Raw genomic sequence first — 16,520 nt, 5'->3', positions numbered from 1 at the left:
CCCCAATCAGACCTCACGCATGGGGGTTGTCGTCGACACGAACCCGGTCTCACATTACACGAAGTATGTTTCACCACCTGATATGCACGAAAATATGGACGTATTACAGCGAAGTCATGAACCATCCGGCAGCCGGATCTTCCGCCGCCCGAGACTCGCACCTAGCGACCGCGCGATCGTCTAGATCCTCGTGCGGAAGGTCGCGGCCGATCTAGAAGCGCTCGGCGACACAATCACCACAGCGTCGGGTAAAATTGATCAACCAGTTCAGGCGGTCGAAGAATTGTCGAGAGAATGGCATTGTCAACGCGCTGAATAAATGACCATCCAACGAATTTCCACTCTGCCGGCGACCAGCTCTGAAGCGAGCTCTCTATTCAAATTCTTTAGCACTTGATCGCCATTTGCACCAAATGTCCGGACAGTCACGATTTATCGACATATCACGGCGTGGACAAACTTCATCTTATGACCATATGCAGGCCCCGCCTAACTAAAGGGCGTTTTATCCCTAAAGGGGATGAGGAACGCTCCCTGGAGTGAACGTGAAACGGGCCCTGCTGCTGACGGTCCTGGCGTGCGGCTCGCTCGCGACGCCGGACTCCGGCACCGCGACGGCCGACGTCCGGCGGACGTGCGAGAAGAGCACCGGGCGCTGCCCGCAGGCGGCTGTGATCGACCGCGCGGCAACTTACGGCGCGGCCGGAGGCGGGTCGGCCGGAGGCGCGGCAACTGGCGGCGCGGCAGCCAGACGCAGGGCGGCTGGAGGCGCGGCAGCCGGAGACACGGCAGTTGGCGGCGTGGCAGCCGACGGCGTGGCAGCTGGAGGCGCGGCAGCCGACGGCGCAGCCGCTGGCGGCGTCGCCGTGCGGGCCGCGCTGGGGATGCTCGGTGTCCCCTATTCGTGGGGCGGCGGCGGGCCCCAGGGCCCCGGCTACGGCATCGGACACGGCAAGAAGACCAAGGGCTTCGACTGCTCGGGCCTCACGGAGTACGCCTGGGCAAGCGCGGGCGTGTCGATCGGTACAACGACGCACGAGCAGTGGCGGTCAGGGGCCAGAGTGCCCAAGGAGCAGGTCGCGCCAGGGGACCTCGTCTTCTACGACAGCAAACCGCGACGCCAGGGGCCAGAGCACGTGGGGCTGGCCGTGGACGGCACACGGATCGTCGACGCTCCGTTCACCGGGGAGGTCGTCCGCCTCGACCCGCTGAACAAGCCGCATTTCATGGGGGTGATCCGTCCCGGGACCCTCCGGCCCGAGACCGTCCGTCCCGCAACCGTCCCTCTCGAGCCCGCCCGTCTCGACAGCGCACGTCCCAGCAGTGGGCATACCAGCAGCGCACGTCCCAGCAGCGCACGTCGCAGCAGTCCGCCTTCCAGCAGCACACGGTCCGACAGCACGCGATCCACCAGCGGGCTTTCCAAGGACACGCGCTCCGCCAGACACAGGCAATCCGGCAGACACAGGCACGCCGCCGGGCGCAGGCACTCCAGCGGCGGGCGCGGACACTCTGCCGGGCGCAGGCACTCCGCCAAGAGCAAGCATTCCGGAAGGGCCAGGCATTCGGCCACACGCGGGCGCTCCGCCACACACAGGCATTCCGCCAGGCACGGGCATTCCGGCGGCAGGCGCAGGCACTCCGCCAGGCATGGGCGCTCCGCCAAGAGCGGGCATTCCGGCGGCGGGCGGAAGGGGAGCACCTCGCGGCCCGGGTCGTGATCGCGATCGTGACCCGGGCCGCTCAGCGTTCCGTCTCGGTGCGCATCCGAGCGGATTCCGTGGCCTCGCGAGTATCCACGGAGTTGGTTCAGGCGGATCGCACAAGCGTCGATCCGGCGGAAGGTGCCGCCGGCGACCCTACGGCATGTGCCCGTGGAGCCCTACGGCACGCGCCCATGGAGCCAGCCCTACGGCACGCCAAGCGGCATGCGCCCGTGAAGCCCTACGGCACGCCAGGCGGCATGCGCCCATGGAGCCGGGAGCGGACCTTCCCGCCTATGCCGCGATGGTGTCAGTGGTTGTTGTTCAGCACGTTGACGTCCTGCAGGTTCGCGGTGACCGGAACGTTGGTGTACTTGGCCGCGTCGCTCACCTCGGCGAGGCTGTCCAGGATGCTGGTCTGGCCCAGAATGGACGGGCCGTTGTGGTAGGGGTTCGGGCCGACGTCGGCCGAAGCCGCGGAGACGCAGAAGCCGAGAGCGGCGCCCGCGATGGCTGCACCAGCGAGAATGCGACGGATCATGTTTGTTTCCTCCGTTTGATGGGCGCGGAATTCCCGGCGCCTTAGTCGTTTTGTGCAGGGCTGTGAAGGTGCCGCCAATAACAATCGCGGCAGCCGATCGATGTCGCAACCCAAAAACGCCTGCTCGCGGTCAAGGAGGCGCCTCGTTTTCTTGGCATTCGACTTTCCCAGCCCCCCGGCCGGCCAACTGCATATGCGCTTGCGTCGTACACGGCTAAACGAGTTTCATTTATCCGCGCATCGATAATGATTGGCTTGTCGCGCGGGCCGGTTTAGCAAGGATCACCCCGGGCTTGGCACCACTACACCGAACGATGTAGCTCAATCATCGCCCGTGGTGGGACGTCGGGGACGAATCCGCCGAGCAGGATGGGCCGGAGTCCGCGAATCCGGAGGTCGAACCGTGGTCGGGATAGCAAATCGGGTCATACAGCCGCGCGTACGCAAGGGCGTGCTCGTCGTTCATGTCATCGCCTCCGTCGCGTTGCTCGGCGAGGTGTGGGGGCTCGTCGTGCTGAACACCGTGGCGACGGTGACGGACGATCTCGGGCTCGCCCACGCGGCCTACCGGCTGATGCCGAGCCTGGTGTTCGCGGGCGGCATCCCGTTCAGCCTCACCGCGCTGGCCACCGGCATCACGCTCGGCCTGACCAGTCACTGGGGACTGGCCCGCCACTACTGGGTGCTGGCCAAGCTGGTGCTTCTGGTGTCGGTCATCTGCCTGGGGATGTTCCTGTTCGACCCCGAGGGGATGGCCGCCGCGACCGAGGGCGCGACGCGGCCTGCCGAGGGCCGTCAGTGGGGACAGGTCGCGGTACTGGGCGGCCAGCTGGCCATGCTCCTGACCGCCACCACGCTGTCTGTGCTCAAGCCGCGGGGGCGGATGCGATAGGTCCGCGCCCACAGCTGACGGGGCAGGCGCGATACCTCCGCGCCCACAGCGGCGAGACAGAAGCGATACGCCCGCGCCACAGCGGCGAGAGTGGGTGCGATACGTCCGTGCCAGAGCCCCAGGGGGGCGATGTGTCCGCGCCGCAGCGGCGAGAGGGGGTGCGATAGAAAATGGTCATGAACGCTGATCTGCCGGAACTCGTGCGGGCGGCCCATGAGCGGGCGAAAGCGGCCGGGTTCGACCGCTCCTGCGACCCGGACGTCGGGCGGCTGCTCGCCGTACTGGCCGCCCAGGTGCCGGAGGGTGGCCGGATTCTGGAGATCGGCACCGGGCTGGGGGCGGGGGCCGGGTGGCTGGTCAGCGGGCTCTGGCCGAGGGCCGACGTCACGGTGACGACGATCGAGAGCGACCCCGAACGGGCCGGGCTCGCGGCTCAGGGCTGGCCGGAGTTCGTTCACCCGCGCGTCGGCGACGCGCTGGAGTTGCTGGCCGGGCTGGGCACCTTCGACCTGATCTTCGCCGACGCGGGTGCGGGCAAGCAGGTGGGGCTCGAACGGACGATCGCCGCGCTCAACCCCCACGGCGTGCTGCTGGTGGACGACATGGTGCCCTACCCCGGGGTGACCTGGGACGAGGAGTTCGTCCGCAGGCAGGAGGGTGTGCGACAGACCTTGCTGAACCACGATCGGCTGGTCGCGGTCGAGCTGACGCACGGCTCCGGCGTCATCCTGGCGACGGCCCGCTGAACCGTCCCGGAACGGCTGCGCGCTGCGGCCCCCGGAAACGTTCCGGCCGCTATCCGGAGTAGCGATCTTGAACTGGACCCATATCCCGGCCGTACCGCCAAGAACCCAGGAACCGTCGGTCCGCCCGGCGAGCTGCTTACTACCTGGCCGGGCGGTCCACAAGGACAGATGGTGACCCGTACGGTCGGGCGTATGAGCATCGAAGATCGGAAGGTTCACGCTACGGGGAAGCGCCCTCGTCGCGTCGGCCGGTGGCTTCGCGGCGAAGTGGGCGTGCCCGGCCGGCCGTCCTGGTCCTGGACGCGTGGGTGGGTGCTTGCGGCGGTTGCGGTGCTGGTGGCCGGGCTGCTGGCGTTCCCCGGCGTCGTGCCCAATACCGTGGGCAATCTCGGTAGCCTGCTGGAGACCTTTCTGCCCTGGGGTGGCCTGGCCGTTCCCGTGCTGATGGTCCTGGCGCTACTGCGTCGCTCGGCCACTGCGATGGCGTCCCTGGTGCTGCCCGCAGCGGTCTGGGCCGCCCTCTTCGGTGAGCGGTTGCTACCCGCTGATCGGGGACCGGCTCACGGCCTGACCGTGCTCCAGCACAATGTCAACGACGAGAACCCCGATCCCGAAGGAACCGCGCGAGCCCTGGCCCAAGCCGGAGCCGACCTCATCGCTTTGGAGGAGGTGATGCCTGACGCCCTGCCCGTCTACGAGACCGCTCTCGCGCCCGGCCATCCCTACCACGCGGTCGTGGGCACTGTCGGGCTCTGGTCCAGGTATCCCCTTGCGGACTCTCTGCCGGTGGACATCAGGCCCGCGGAGGTCACAGGAGACTGGAGCCGAGGAGTGCGGTCCACCCTGCGGACGCCATCCGGCGACGTGGCCGTATATGTCGCTCACCTGCCCTCGGTCCGTATCCGACTGCCGGACGGCTTCGGCACCGGCTGGCGGGACGAGAGCGCTGCCGCACTGGGCGCGGCCATCGCCGCGGAAGAGCTGGACAGGATCGTTCTGCTGGGCGACTTCAACAGCACCCTCGATGACCGGGGCCTGGCTCCCGTCACCTCCCGGATGACCCCGGCGGAGGAGGGTTTCGGCTTCAGCTGGCCTGCTGCCTTCCCCATAGCCCGGATCGACCACGTTATGACCCGCGCGGCGACTTCCGTCACCACCTGGACCCTGCCCGCCACCGGCAGCGACCACCTGGCAGTCGCGGCCCGCATCAAGTTCTGACATTCACCGGCGATCGGGGACTGCGGTCCTCTCGCGCCTTTCCGGGGTGCGCCGGCCTCCGCTCGTCCTCGAAAGGCGAGCGGAGGCTCCTCATCGGTCAGCCGGCGCCCAGGTACTGGACGGCGCCGCTGCCCAGGAACTGGTAACTCCGAATCGGCTTCGAACGCGCAAGACACGAGCCCCAGATGGGGTTGTACGCATAGCACAGGCTCCATTGGGTCTTCACTCGGTAGAGGTTCCAGCCGACGCCGTAGTTCGGGTAATTGCTGCAACCCTCGTAGTTGTAGGTCGTGTAGTCGTCATAGCCGTAGCAGAAGGAGTTGGCGTACCTGACCCATCGTCCGTCGCCGCACCAGTCCACGTCGGTCTTTCCGTACAGGCGCGGCCATGAGAACGTCCCGTACCCGAACCAGTAATGCCAGCAGCCATTGGCCTTCACGGCTGCTGTTCCGCCGGTGCTCTCCTCAGGCTCCGCAGGCTTCATCCCCGACGTCGTGGCGTCTTCCAGCCTCGGCGTGGTCATGGTCAGGTTGTCCATGTCAACGTACTTGTCCAGGCCCTTCTCCTTGATCTCGTCCGCGGTGAGTGCCTGGGCGAAGTAGGTGTCGCCCGCTTCGTCCGTCCAACTCACGACCGGCGGGGTGGGAGTGGGATCAGGTGTGTCATCCGCCGACGCTGCCCCGACCATGGCCGTCCCGGCTAAGAAGAGAGTCATCGCGAACGTGACCACTCGGCGTGCCAGCTTTTTCGTTTGATACATCTTTTCGCACCTTTCTTGTAACGGGTTCTCCGCTGATCTGGAGATCAATGGGCTTACCTGGCGCTTGTACTGCTGATGATGAGACTGTGAGTGGACCGTCGACAGGGCGGCGACCGGCCATTTGCCGGTCATACAGAGGGGCGACCGGCAACCCGGGACGACCGGCCGCGCGCTCGCCCCGTACGACGAGATCGGGCAGCACCACGGCCATCCAGATCGGCTTGCGGCGGTCCCGGGTCGCGTTGACAGCCAGGTCGATCTCGGTGAACGACGCCAATGCGGCGTCGTGCGGATGACGCTACGAGGCTCGTCGGGGTCGACTCGGGCCGGGACGGACAGTGCGGTGTCGCCGGCCGTGGCGATCCGCCATCTAGCGGTGAGTTTCGTCCAGTCGGCGACCGCGCGCAGCTCGGCGTCCGCTGTGAGGCGCGCGTATGAACCGTCCCCAGAACGGCTATGTGCGCGGCGGTCCGCTCAGCCGCTCCAGGGCGGCGGACAGTCGCTGGAGTGTCTCCAGGCTCTCGCGCGTCGCCGCAGGCCCCAGCTCGGCCACCAACCGGTCGGCGAGGCTCTGGTGGCCCGGGGCGATCTGGCCGATCGCCGCCCGTCCGTCCGGTGTCAGCCGCAGCAGCTTGGCCCTGCGGTGCGCGGGGTTGGGCCGGTATTCGGCGAGCCCCTTCTCGACCAGCAGGTCGGCGATGCGCTGTACGCCCTGGCGGGTCATACCCATGGCCCTGGCGATGCCGGCGACGGGCAGCGGGTCGTGCACGATCGCGCCGAGCACCTGCCACCAGGCCGCCGTCAGCCCCACAGGCCTGGCCAGCCCCTCGGCGACCTCCAGAAACTGGCCGTTGAGCCGGAAGGCGATCAGCGTGGTCGCCGACAGCAGTGCGCTCGCCTCGCTTGCCTCACTCATGCCGCCATCAGCACCTCCGTGACAACCTCGAAACCTCCCGGGTCACGCTGGTAACGCCCGTTTCGGAGGTGGGCGGTCAGGTGACCGGTCTCCCAGGCGGCGAGAGTGTCGTAAACAGCGCGGTGAACGATCCGCTTCATGACAACATGCTGTCACTTTGACAGCATGTTGTCGACGCTGGAACGTGGGAGGATTAGCCCCATGGCAGAGATCGTCGGAGGGGGACGTCCGGTCAACGACGCCGAGCGTCGGGTGATCTCATTCCTGCGCGACCACGCGCCCGCCGACTGGCTGTTGCTGCACAACGTCGAGCTCCCACGTGGCGACGACGTCTTCGAGGTGGATCTGCTCGTGCTGACCGGCCACTCGCTGGTCGTCGTCGACGTCAAGGGCACCCGTGGCCGGATCGAGGTGTCGGGCACGCGCTGGTTCCCGCCGCGCAGGGAGGCGTTCGGCTCTCCCGTGACCAAGCTGCGGGGCATCGCGAAGGCGCTGAAGGGGCTGCTGGTCTCCAAGGACACGCGGTTGGAGCGCGTCTACGTCGACAGCCTCGTGGTCCTCACCTCGCCCGATGCCGAGCTCGTCGACCCGGCCGGGCGCGACGCGGTCAACGTCACCACCCTCGACGGGCTGCTGGCCACGCTGAGCGACGTCTCGCGGGTCAGGCGCGGGTGCAGTCACCGCATCAAGCCGTACCTCACCGGGATTCTCGACTCGCTCAACCAGACCGTACGCCGGAGCACCGCGCCGCCCAGGTTCGGCAACTGGGAGGTCGAGGAGCAGCTCGGCGGCGACGCGAAGGTGACCGAATACCGGGCCTTCAACTCGACACTCCCGGGCAGCGAGACCGTGCTGCTCCGGGTCTACCAGGCCGACCCGCTCGCCGACCAGGAGTCGCGGGCGGCCGAACGGCAGCGGATCGCCAACGCCTATCAGACGCTGGCCCGCATCCCGCCGCACCCGTGCGTGGTGCGCTCGCGGGACTTCTTCGCCATCGACGACGAGAGCCGGTTCGTGCTGGTGCTCGACGACGTGCACGGCGAGGCGCTGCACCTGCGCCTGGGCACCGGCGTACGGCTCGGCGTGATCCAGGACATGCTGCGCGGCCTGGCCCACGCGCACGCCCACGGCGTCATCCATCGGGCGCTGACCCCGGCCTGCGTGCTGGTGACCGACGGGCACGCGGTGCTGACGGGGTTCGACTACGCCAAGCCGGGGGCGCGCAACTACACGGTCGCCCACGAGCTGGGCAACGTGCTCGACGCCCACTACGTGGCCCCCGAGTGCCACGAGCGGCCCGAGATGATGACGGCCGCCTCCGACGTCTACGCGGCCGGGGTGATCGCCTACCAGCTGCTCACCGGCGAGCTGCCGACCAGCGCCGACACCCAGGGTCCCGAGGTTCCCGACGTGGTGCGCCGGATGCTGGACCACTCACCCGCCAAGCGCCCGAGCGCGGCCGAGTCTCTTGAGGCGCTGGCTGGAATGCCGCAGCGATCCCGCCTCAAGCGATTTGTCCGTCGCATAGTGTCTGGATCATGACGAGCGAGCTTCGGCCGGTGACCGAGGACGATCTGCCCTTCTTCAACCGGCTGTTCAACGACCAGGAGAGCACGGGCCTCCATCAGTGGTACGGCTGGCAGGATCCCCACCGCCTCCGCCGGCGCTGGGAGGACAACGGGATGCTCAACGCCGACGGCGGCATGCTGCTGATCGCCGAGGGCGACGACCGCGTGGGCTTGGTGTCCTGGAGCAAGCAGACGACCTCCAGCATCTCCTACTGCTGGGAGATGGGGCTTATCGTGGCACCCGAGTTTCGCGGCAAGGGCCACGGCACCCAGGCGCAGCGACTCCTGGTGCGCTACCTGTTCGACCATTCGACGGTCAACCGGGTCCAGGCGTCGACCGAGGTGAGCAACCTGGCCGAGCAGCGCGCCCTGGAGAAGGTCGGATTCACCAGGGAGGGCGTCCTGCGCGGAATCGGCTTCCGCGCAGGCGAGTGGCACGACGGCGTCCTGTACAGCATGATCCGCGCGGACCTGGACCCACGGAGCTAGGCGGGCAGGCTGCGGCGCAGCACAGTGGCGTGGTTGAGATAGTCGAGTGCCAGCCCGGTGCGCCCGGCCGAGTGGTGCACCTCGCCCAGCATCTGCGTGCTCGACGCCTCCCCGCTCCGGTCTCCGAGTGCCTGGAAGATCTCCAGCGACCGCTCAAGCCCCGCGGAGGCCGGTGCCCACTCTCCACGGGCCGCCTGCAGCCCGGCGAGGCTCTGCAGGGCGTACGCGCCGCAGTGCCGGTCTCCGAGCGACTCGAAGATGTCGAGCGCGTGCCGGTGGAAGGACATGGCCTTGTGCAGGTTGCCCATCTGCAGGCAGACGCAGCCCTCGCGGTGGGCGTCGCCGAGCTCCTGGGCCAGCCGCATGGCCTGGCCCAGGGATTCCGACGCCAGGGCCAGGTCGCCTGACTTGAGGCAGACCCGGCCGATGGCCTGCCTGGCGAACGCCTCGCCGTGCGGGTCGTCCGCCGCCAGGAACATGGCCAGGGCGCGCTTGAAGTGCCCGAGCGACTGGGCGTGCCGGCCTCTGAACTGGCTCACCGCGCCGAGCCCGCAGATCGAGGTCGCCTCCGCCCGCAGGTCGCCGATGTCGTGGAAGAGCCGCCGGGATCGGGTGAAGTCCTCGACGGCCTCCTCGTACCGGTCCTGGTAGAGGGAGACCTGGGCCAGGCCGCGCAGCATGGCGGCCTCTCCGTAGGTGTCGCCGGACGCGCGGGCGGCACCGAGAGCGACGGTGTGGGTACGCTCCCACGTGTCGAGATGGCAGTGCAGGTCCAAGTAGGGCACCATCGCGGCGGCCAGCCCCCAGGCCGACTCGGCCAGCCCGGCCTCCGCGGCGACGCCGACGGCCCCGACCAGCGTCTCGTGCTCGGCCTCGAACCACCCCAGCGGGTCGGAGGTCAGCCGGTCGAGCGTCTGCTCGGGCAGCCGCCAGCGCGGCGCCCTGGCGGCGGTGAGGCTGAAGACGGTGGTGGGCAGCCGGGCCATGGCGTGCTCGGTGGTCGCGGTCCAGGCGGCGAGCACCCTGGTCAGGCCGGTACGGTCGGAGCCGCGTTCGAGCGCGTGGCGGCGGATCAGATCGGGCACCCGGTAACGCGGCTGGCCCACCGGGTCGGTGCCGACCAGCTCCAGCAGGTTGACGTCCACCAGCAGGTCGGTGACGTCGTCGGCGCGGTGCCTGTCGAGCGCGGCGTCGATCACCCAGCCGGGCTGGGCCACGGCGCCCAGGAGGCCGAGCGTGCCCAGCGTACGGGCGGCATCGTCAGGTAGGTGGCGGTAACTGCGGTCGAGGCAGACCCGCACCTCTTTCAGCTCGCTCAGCCGGTCGTCGTCCAGCCGCTGTCTGAGCACCGAGAGCGACCAGCCCGGCCGGCCCGCCAGGCGCGATCCGGCGCTGCGCACGGCCACCGGCAGGCGCCCGCACGCCTCCACGATCGCCAGGGCCGCCTCATGCTCGCGGGACACCCTATCCATGCCGATGATCCTGCCGAGTAGCGTCAGCGCGTCGTGCGCGGACAGCTCTCCGAGGTCGACCTGGATCGAGCCGGGTAACTCCGTGATCCGGCGCCGGCTGGTCACGATGACGGCGCAGTCGTTCCCGGGCAGCAGCGGCCGTACCTGGGCGGCGTCGAGCGCGTCGTCCAGCAGCACAAGCATCGATTGCTTGGACAGCAGCGACCGGAACAGCGCCGAGCGCTCGTGGATCGTCGGCGGCGGCGTCTCCACGCCGAGCGCCCGGAGCGCCTCGGCCAGCAGGTCGGCCGGCTCCCTGCCGTCGAGTTCGAGATAGAGCTGCCCGCCGGGGAAGGCGTCGCGCAGGCCATGGGCGGCGTGTACGGCCAGCGCCGACTTCCCGGCCCCCGGCGAACCTGAGACGACCGCGATGGAGAAGGGCTTGTCCAGCAGGGCCAGCTGGTCGGCCCGGCCGGTGAAGTCGGGCAGATCCGGTGGAAGTTGCCGGGGCGCGACCGGCGGGGCCTCGTCGGCCAGGATCGACTCGTGGGCGCGACGCAGGTCGGCGCCCGGCTCCACGCCGAGCTCGTCCACCAGCTGGGCGCGGATCGTGGCGTAGGCCCGCAGCGCCTCGGCCTTGCGGCCGGCCCGGTTCAACGCCAGGACCAGACGGCTCCACAGGTCTTCCCGGTAGGGGTGCTCCACCAGCAGCCCGCGCAGCTGGGTGATGGCCCCGGCGTGGTCGCCGCTCTCGATCCGCTGGCCGATCAGCTCTTCGGCGGCGCGTAACCGTACCTCGTTGAGCGGTTCGAGGCGGCGGTCCCAGAGCGGGCTGCCCGGCAGGTCGGCCAGCGGCGCCCCGCGCCAGAGCGCCAGCGCGTCGGCGAAACGGGCCTGCGCGACCAGCTCCTCGAATGCCAGCAGGTCCAGCGCGCCGTCTGGGATGTCGATGGCGTAACCCGAGCCGTCGCCGCGGAGGTACTCGGCACCGAGGTCTGTCCGTAAGGAGCTGACATACGTGCGTAAGTTCGCCTGTGCGGAGCGTGGCGGGCGATCGGGCCAGAGCACCTCGACCAGCTGGTCGGCCCCGACGATACGGCCGCTGTCCAGCAACAACGTGGCTAGCAGGATCCTCGGCTTCTTGCCGGAGATCCGTACGGACCGTCCCGACGATCGGACTTCCAACGGCCCAAGAACATGAAAGGTGACCGACATGGTGCATCAGCTCCTCTTTAGAGGCCTGACCACCTTTTGTATCGGTTCTGGACGATTCTTGTGCGCCGAATGCCGACCCTAGTCCCACAGATCCCATTCGAAAGGATCACAACTCCGGCAACTTCGCCTCCAACGCGGGCCCGGTGACCGCCGCGGCGGCCGGCGAGTGCGTCAAGTGGGGCGGCAAAGCCGGCGTCAGCGCATAGAACAGTCCCTCCGAGCATTGCGGGTCCTGATCATGATGAAGAAGCTCCTGTTGGCCGGTGTGCTCATCGTGGGCGCCCAGCAGGCGGCCCTGGTGGGCTCCGCCCAGGCGACCTCCGCGCAGGCGACCGCCGTCACCCTCTCGGCCGCCTTCGACAAGGCCGCCGCCACCTACGAGGTGCCACGTGACCTGCTGGTCGCGCTCGGCTACGCCGAGACACACCTTGACGGCCACGGTGGCGAGCCCAGCGCCAGCGGCGGCTACGGCGTGATGCACCTGGTCAGCAACCCCACCACGAAGGCGCTGGAGGACGCGGCCAAGATCACGTCCCAGACCGCGGCGAAGCTCAAGACCGACGACGCGGCCAACGTGCTCGGTGGCGCCGCCGTACTGCGCGCCAAGGCCGACAAGCTGGGCCTGACCGCGGCCCAGCGCAAGGACCCCGCCAAGTGGTACGAGGCGGTCGCCGCGTACGGCGGCGCGACCAACGCGAGCACCGCCCGGATCTACGCCGACGCCGTCTACGAGGTGCTGGCCAACGGCATCAACACCGCGGGTGTGAAAGCCGCCGCGAAGGTCGTGGAGCCGGACCGCGGCAAGTACGACAACGCGGACCCGCGCACACTCGCGGCCACCACCGACTATCCAGGGGCTCTCTGGGCCGCCGCCAGCTCGTCGAACTACGCCGTGTCCAACCGGCCGACCGACGAGAAGATCGACCGGATCATCATCCACGTGACCCAGGGCTCGTACGCGGGCACGATCTCGTGGTTCCAGAACTCCGCAGCCAAGGTCTCGGCCCACTACGTGGTGCGCTCGTCTGACGGGCAGATCACGCAGATGGTGCGTGAGAAGAACCGCGCGTTCCACGCCGGTGTCAGCTCCTACAACCACCGGTCGGTCGGCATCGAGCACGAGGGCTTCATCAACGACGCCTCCTGGTTCACCGACCAGATGTACCGCTCGTCGGCCGCGCTGACCAGGAACATCGCCGACCGGTACGGCATTCCGAAGGACCGCAGCCACATCATCGGCCACGTCGAGGTGCCCGGCTCGGACCACACCGACCCCGGTTCGCACTGGGACTGGAACAAGTACATGAGCTACGTCGGCGGCGGCTCCGGCGGCGGCACCAACCCGTACACGGCGGAGAAGGTCTGCGGCGACGGCTACAAGGTGATCGACTCGCAGGCCCTCGGCACCTCGGGCACGGTCTACCTGCTCTACAACAGCACCAACGCCAACAACTGCGTCGCCACGCTGAAGAAGACCTCGCTCGGCAAGGCCAGCGCGACCAGCGCGTTCCTTCAGGTGGACGGCAAGGCGAAGGCCACCGACTCGGGCAACTTCACCTACTACGCGGGGCCCGTCAAGGCGGCCGCGGACAACAAGTGCGTGAAGTGGGGCGGCTCGGTCGGCACGGCGACCTATGAAAGCCCCTCCGAGCACTGCGGCTGATCCCCCTCGGCCACGGTGCGACGGCCCTGACATCCCCTCCGGTGTCAGGGCCGTCTTATTTGGTGTCGAGTACGTCGAGGATGTCGACGACGTACAGGAGGGGACGGCCCGCCTCCTCGGTGGGAAAGGCGACGCGGGCGCCCACGCGCTGGCCGGCCAGACCGGCCACCCAGCCGGGCGGCGCCGCCCCCGGGCCGAGCGTGAAGGCGCTGGGGCCGCCGCGCAGGTACGACGAGTCCACGACCCGGCGGCCCGGCCACTCCACCGCGACGTACTGGACGACGACCTTCGCGCCCGCCCGCACCGGAGGGCCGGAGCCGCCGATGAGGACGCGGGGCGCGCGGTCGTTCGGCACGTCCGGCAGGGCCCGCCCGACGAGGCGGGCGTCCGGTGGGTACCCGCCCAGGATGTCGAAGACCAGCACCAGCGTCTCGGCCGGGCGGGTCCCGCCGAGCGGCGGCCCGGGGCCGTAGGAGAGGGCCGCGGGACCGACGAGCATGACCCGGCTGCCCGCCGGCCGCCCGATGAGCGCCTCGCGCCAGGAGTCCGGCACGTGCCGCCCGTCGAAGACGACCCTGGCGGGCTGATGGTCGTCGTACGTGTTCGCGTACGGCAGGTTGCCCGACCACCGGCGGACCTCGACGTCCGCCAGCACCACGTCCCCCGGCATGGTCGGCCGCCCGCTGCCCGCCGACAGCACCGTCACCCGCGGCCGGGGATCCGGCACGCCGTCCGGGATCGTGATGACCGGCCTGACGCCGAAGGCCCCCGTCACGACCGGCAGCGGGCCCTGCCCGATCGGCCCGCAGGCGGCGAGGAGTGCGAGCACGAGCACGCCGAGCCAGAGCAAGCGCACCGATTCCCCCCATATCCTGATCCGCCTGACTACTTACCTGGACCGGCACGAGGAATGCGTCCGACCGGGCCATCTCCCGGCAAAGGCGCGGGAGACTGGAGCGATGAGCAAGCCGAATCTGGCCCGCAGGGTCGCGGACGCCGCCGAGATCGCGCTGGCCAGCCGTAAATACGTGACGTTCATCGACGTCGTGACCGGCCTGCGCTGGGTGCACTCGCGGCACGTCGACACCTGGCGGCAGGGCCGTGCGGCCACGCTGGCCGAGCTGACGCCCGTCGACGACGACCGGCTGGTCACGGTCGCCGCGCTGCTGAAGGACTGGGCGACCGCCAAGGGGCTGCGGCCGCTGGAGACCCCCTATGTCTCCGGCAGCCGCGACCGCCGCGAGCTGCGCTTCGTCGCCGGCCGCGCGCAGCAGGCGTTCCGCGTCCACTGGGTCTCACCCGACCTCAGCGAGGCCCGGGTGCGGCAGCTCACCGAGCGGCAGAGCAAGGCGCCCGACCTGGTGGTGATGGTCCCGCTCACCGCCTGGACGTGCGCGACCTGCGGCGACACGGGCCCCTATCTGATCATGGAAGCGGATTGGCAGCGCTGCCTGACCTGTGCGGACATGGACCATCTGGTCTTCCTGCCGGCGGGCAACGCGGCGCTCAGCCGCCGGGCGAAGCAGGAGAGCGGCCTGTCGGCGGTGGTCGTCCAGTACAACCGGCGGCGCAAGGTCTACCAGCGCCAAGGGCTGCTGGTCGAGGAGCAGGCGAGGGCGGCGGCGGAGGAGCGCTGCCTGGCCGACGAGGAGGTGCGGCTGCGCCGCCGCGAGCGCGACCGGGAGCGCCGGGCGGACCAGGACGTCGAATACCAGGCGCGGATGGCTGCCGAGATCGCCCGGCTCTTCCCCGGCTGCCCGCCCGCGCGGGCCCAGGAGGTGGCCGCCCACGCCGGTCAGCGCGGCAGCGGCCGGGTCGGGCGCACGGCGGCGGCCAAGGTCCTCGACGAGAACGCGATCACGCTCGCCCTGGTGGCCTCGATCCGCCACCTCGACACCGACTACGACCAGTTGCTCATGTCGGGGGTACCGCGCATGGAGGCCCGCGAGCTGATCAGGGATCGGATCGACGCCAAGCTGGCCGAGTTCCGGCGCGTTGGGTAGCGTCGCGCCGAAGCGGGCGATCAAGGTGCTCGACGGCGAGACCTGACCACCCGCGTTCAGGTTCACTTCCCGAAGGCGGCCAGGGCGATGGCGAGGGCGCGCTGGTTCTGGCCGGAGCTCTTGGCGTCGGTGGAGTTGACCGAGTAGACGAGCGTGCGGCTCAGGTCACGGGTGGCGCCGATGCCGGCCGCGCTGCCCCACCTGGCGCCGGTCTTGCCGTACGCCACGAGGCCGCCGGGCAGCTCCATCCTGGCCAGCCCCGAGGTGTAGACGGCGTCGCCCTTGCCGCCGTACGCCTTCACCGGCGGCACCGTGAACATCGGCTCCAGCTGAGCGGCGGGCACGACCTTGCCGCCGAACAGCGCCTTGACGAACTTCTCCAGGTCCGCGGTGGTGGAGATGAGGTCACCCGAGGCCCAGGTCGAGGTGACGCTGGTCGTGGTCATGTTCACCACGTAGCCATCGCCGTACTTGATCGCGTCGGGGAAGCCCTGGGGCACGGTCTGGTAGCCCTGGTTGTGCCTGCCCCGAATGCGGACCGTGGTGCCCGGCAGGTAGCTGTCGGTCATGCCGACGGGCCGCAGGATCCTGGTCGTCACCTCGTGCTCGTAGGAGCGCCCGGTGATCTTCTCGATGAGCAGGCCGGCGACGAAGGTGTTGGTGTTCAGGTAGTGCTGCTGACTGCCGGGCGTGAACTCGATCGGGTTCTCCACCGCCTTGGCGACGTACTCCTCGGGCGTCCACTTCTCGAACCGGGTGGCGTAGATGTCGGCGAAGTCGTCGCTCACCTTGGGCGCGGGCAGCCCGCTGGTGTGGTTGAGCAGCTGGCCGACCTTGACCTCCGGGTAGTCGGCGGGCAGCAGACCGGGAAGGTATTCCTGGACCGTGCCGTCGAGCGACAGCTTGCCCTCGGCGACGAGCTGGAGCACCACCGACACCGTGAAGGTCTTGGTGACGCTGCCCGCCCGAAACCGGGCCCCGGCCTTGGCGGGCCGCTTCGTCCACAGGTCCGTCACGCCGGACACGCCCTGCCAAGAGCCCGCCGAACCGCTCACCCGTACGTCCGCCGCGGTGGCGTCGGCGGCGGGCAGGCCCTCGATGCTCTTTTGCAGCGCCGCCGCGTTGATGGGCGGCACCCCTACTTCAGCCACAGCCTGTGGACCCGTGAAGGCCCCGGCGGTGAGGGCGGCCGAGAGGACGAGAGCGGCGGCATGGGTGCGCTTCATGGGATATCTCCAGGTGAGAGGCGGTATTTCGACTGCCCCAATCCTGTCGATCGCGCCCTCCGGCCGGATCGCCGACGCAGGCGATCTTCCGCCTCACTCCCGAGAGGGAGGCACTCGGCCGCTCAGGTG

15 protein-coding genes are annotated in these 16,520 nt (G+C 69.3%); 8 read left to right on the top strand and 7 right to left on the bottom strand.

The window, feature by feature from the left end; genetic code table 11:
• Nucleotides 1–539: 539 nt before the first annotated feature.
• Entirely contained in the window at nt 540–1,721 is a 1,182-nt protein-coding gene (locus ACQP2T_RS02125) for an NlpC/P60 family protein (RefSeq protein WP_433514504.1), read from the top strand.
• Nucleotides 1,722–2,013: 292 nt separating this feature from the next.
• Here ACQP2T_RS02125 and ACQP2T_RS02120 read toward each other — a convergent pair whose 3' ends face one another.
• Nucleotides 2,014–2,244: a hypothetical protein gene (locus ACQP2T_RS02120; protein ID WP_433514503.1), complete on the bottom strand. Its 231-nt coding sequence runs from the start codon at nt 2,242–2,244 to the stop codon at nt 2,014–2,016.
• Nucleotides 2,245–2,647: 403 nt separating this feature from the next.
• Here ACQP2T_RS02120 and ACQP2T_RS02115 point away from each other — a divergent pair, with 403 nt between their 5' ends.
• The 3 genes from ACQP2T_RS02115 to ACQP2T_RS02105 all read left to right on the top strand — a co-directional run bounded on the left by ACQP2T_RS02115 (nt 2,648) and on the right by ACQP2T_RS02105 (nt 5,100).
• Complete coding sequence (locus tag ACQP2T_RS02115; RefSeq protein ID WP_433514502.1) at nt 2,648–3,136, top strand: hypothetical protein; 489 nt, start codon at nt 2,648–2,650, stop codon at nt 3,134–3,136.
• A gap of 176 nt (nt 3,137–3,312) precedes the next feature.
• Nucleotides 3,313–3,882, top strand: coding sequence for an O-methyltransferase (locus ACQP2T_RS02110; protein WP_433514501.1), 570 nt, complete (start codon nt 3,313–3,315; stop codon nt 3,880–3,882).
• Nucleotides 3,883–4,194: 312 nt separating this feature from the next.
• Nucleotides 4,195–5,100 carry an endonuclease/exonuclease/phosphatase family protein gene (locus ACQP2T_RS02105; RefSeq protein WP_433514500.1) on the top strand — a complete coding sequence of 302 codons (906 nt, stop codon included), beginning with the start codon at nt 4,195–4,197 and terminating at the stop codon, nt 5,098–5,100.
• A gap of 97 nt (nt 5,101–5,197) precedes the next feature.
• Here the strand turns inward: ACQP2T_RS02105 and ACQP2T_RS02100 are convergent, their stop codons facing one another.
• From ACQP2T_RS02100 to ACQP2T_RS02090, 3 genes are all read right to left on the bottom strand, one after another.
• A complete protein-coding gene (locus tag ACQP2T_RS02100; RefSeq protein WP_433514499.1) occupies nt 5,198–5,860 on the bottom strand; it encodes a hypothetical protein in 663 nt (220 codons plus the stop codon).
• 454 nt (nt 5,861–6,314) lie between these two features.
• Nucleotides 6,315–6,776 carry a MarR family winged helix-turn-helix transcriptional regulator gene (locus tag ACQP2T_RS02095; protein ID WP_433514498.1) on the bottom strand — a complete coding sequence of 154 codons (462 nt, stop codon included), beginning with the start codon at nt 6,774–6,776 and terminating at the stop codon, nt 6,315–6,317.
• Nucleotides 6,773–6,916: a hypothetical protein gene (locus ACQP2T_RS02090; protein ID WP_433514497.1), complete on the bottom strand. Its 144-nt coding sequence runs from the start codon at nt 6,914–6,916 to the stop codon at nt 6,773–6,775. Before ACQP2T_RS02090 ends, ACQP2T_RS02095 begins: the two co-directional genes overlap by 4 nt.
• A 61-nt stretch (nt 6,917–6,977) precedes the next feature.
• Between ACQP2T_RS02090 and mads6 the strand changes: the two genes are divergently transcribed.
• Both mads6 and ACQP2T_RS02080 read left to right on the top strand, forming a co-directional pair.
• Complete coding sequence (gene mads6 / locus ACQP2T_RS02085) at nt 6,978–8,318, top strand: methylation-associated defense system protein kinase MAD6 (protein WP_433514496.1); 1,341 nt, start codon at nt 6,978–6,980, stop codon at nt 8,316–8,318.
• The gene (locus tag ACQP2T_RS02080) at nt 8,315–8,833 is read left to right on the top strand and encodes a GNAT family N-acetyltransferase (protein WP_433514495.1); all 519 of its coding nucleotides are present in this window, start codon (nt 8,315–8,317) and stop codon (nt 8,831–8,833) included. The genes mads6 and ACQP2T_RS02080 overlap by 4 nt, the downstream gene beginning before the upstream one ends.
• Here the strand turns inward: ACQP2T_RS02080 and ACQP2T_RS02075 are convergent.
• Nucleotides 8,830–11,469 (bottom strand): BTAD domain-containing putative transcriptional regulator, encoded by a 2,640-nt coding sequence (locus ACQP2T_RS02075; protein ID WP_433514494.1) that lies wholly within the window; start codon nt 11,467–11,469, stop codon nt 8,830–8,832. The genes ACQP2T_RS02080 and ACQP2T_RS02075 overlap by 4 nt on opposite strands.
• Before the next feature lie 268 nt (nt 11,470–11,737).
• Here ACQP2T_RS02075 and ACQP2T_RS02070 point away from each other — a divergent pair, with 268 nt between their 5' ends.
• Nucleotides 11,738–13,162: an N-acetylmuramoyl-L-alanine amidase gene (locus tag ACQP2T_RS02070; RefSeq protein ID WP_433514493.1), complete on the top strand. Its 1,425-nt coding sequence runs from the start codon at nt 11,738–11,740 to the stop codon at nt 13,160–13,162.
• Nucleotides 13,163–13,217: 55 nt separating this feature from the next.
• Here ACQP2T_RS02070 and ACQP2T_RS02065 read toward each other — a convergent pair whose 3' ends face one another.
• Nucleotides 13,218–14,018 carry an FKBP-type peptidyl-prolyl cis-trans isomerase gene (locus tag ACQP2T_RS02065; RefSeq protein ID WP_433514492.1) on the bottom strand — a complete coding sequence of 267 codons (801 nt, stop codon included), beginning with the start codon at nt 14,016–14,018 and terminating at the stop codon, nt 13,218–13,220.
• A gap of 103 nt (nt 14,019–14,121) precedes the next feature.
• Here ACQP2T_RS02065 and ACQP2T_RS02060 point away from each other — a divergent pair, with 103 nt between their 5' ends.
• On the top strand, nt 14,122–15,165 hold the full coding sequence (locus tag ACQP2T_RS02060; RefSeq protein WP_433514491.1) for a DUF2293 domain-containing protein: 1,044 nt from the start codon (nt 14,122–14,124) through the stop codon (nt 15,163–15,165).
• Nucleotides 15,166–15,227: 62 nt separating this feature from the next.
• On the opposite strand, the gene ACQP2T_RS02055 is transcribed toward ACQP2T_RS02060, so the two are convergent.
• Nucleotides 15,228–16,391 (bottom strand): serine hydrolase domain-containing protein, encoded by a 1,164-nt coding sequence (locus ACQP2T_RS02055; protein ID WP_433514490.1) that lies wholly within the window; start codon nt 16,389–16,391, stop codon nt 15,228–15,230.
• Nucleotides 16,392–16,520: the final 129 nt, after the last annotated feature.

The sequence above is a fragment of the Nonomuraea sp. CA-143628 genome, assembly GCF_050942315.1.
Classification (GTDB): domain Bacteria; phylum Actinomycetota; class Actinomycetes; order Streptosporangiales; family Streptosporangiaceae; genus Nonomuraea.
The sequence above is the reverse complement of the archived record's forward strand: the minus strand, read 5'-3'. Positions and strand labels throughout refer to the sequence as shown.

Excerpts from the sequence above, each read along its gene's own strand:
- mads6 (WP_433514496.1), top strand. The coding sequence starts at position 6,978 with ATGGCAGAGATCGTCGGAGGGGGACGTCCGGTCAACGACGCCGAGCGT.
- ACQP2T_RS02090 (WP_433514497.1), bottom strand. The coding sequence starts at position 6,916 with ATGAAGCGGATCGTTCACCGCGCTGTTTACGACACTCTCGCCGCCTGG.
- ACQP2T_RS02060 (WP_433514491.1), top strand. The coding sequence starts at position 14,122 with ATGAGCAAGCCGAATCTGGCCCGCAGGGTCGCGGACGCCGCCGAGATC.
- ACQP2T_RS02055 (WP_433514490.1), bottom strand. The coding sequence starts at position 16,391 with ATGAAGCGCACCCATGCCGCCGCTCTCGTCCTCTCGGCCGCCCTCACC.
- ACQP2T_RS02110 (WP_433514501.1), top strand. The coding sequence starts at position 3,313 with ATGAACGCTGATCTGCCGGAACTCGTGCGGGCGGCCCATGAGCGGGCG.
- ACQP2T_RS02070 (WP_433514493.1), top strand. The coding sequence starts at position 11,738 with ATGATGAAGAAGCTCCTGTTGGCCGGTGTGCTCATCGTGGGCGCCCAG.
- ACQP2T_RS02080 (WP_433514495.1), top strand. The coding sequence starts at position 8,315 with ATGACGAGCGAGCTTCGGCCGGTGACCGAGGACGATCTGCCCTTCTTC.
- ACQP2T_RS02095 (WP_433514498.1), bottom strand. The coding sequence starts at position 6,776 with ATGAGTGAGGCAAGCGAGGCGAGCGCACTGCTGTCGGCGACCACGCTG.
- ACQP2T_RS02100 (WP_433514499.1), bottom strand. The coding sequence starts at position 5,860 with ATGTATCAAACGAAAAAGCTGGCACGCCGAGTGGTCACGTTCGCGATG.
- ACQP2T_RS02120 (WP_433514503.1), bottom strand. The coding sequence starts at position 2,244 with ATGATCCGTCGCATTCTCGCTGGTGCAGCCATCGCGGGCGCCGCTCTC.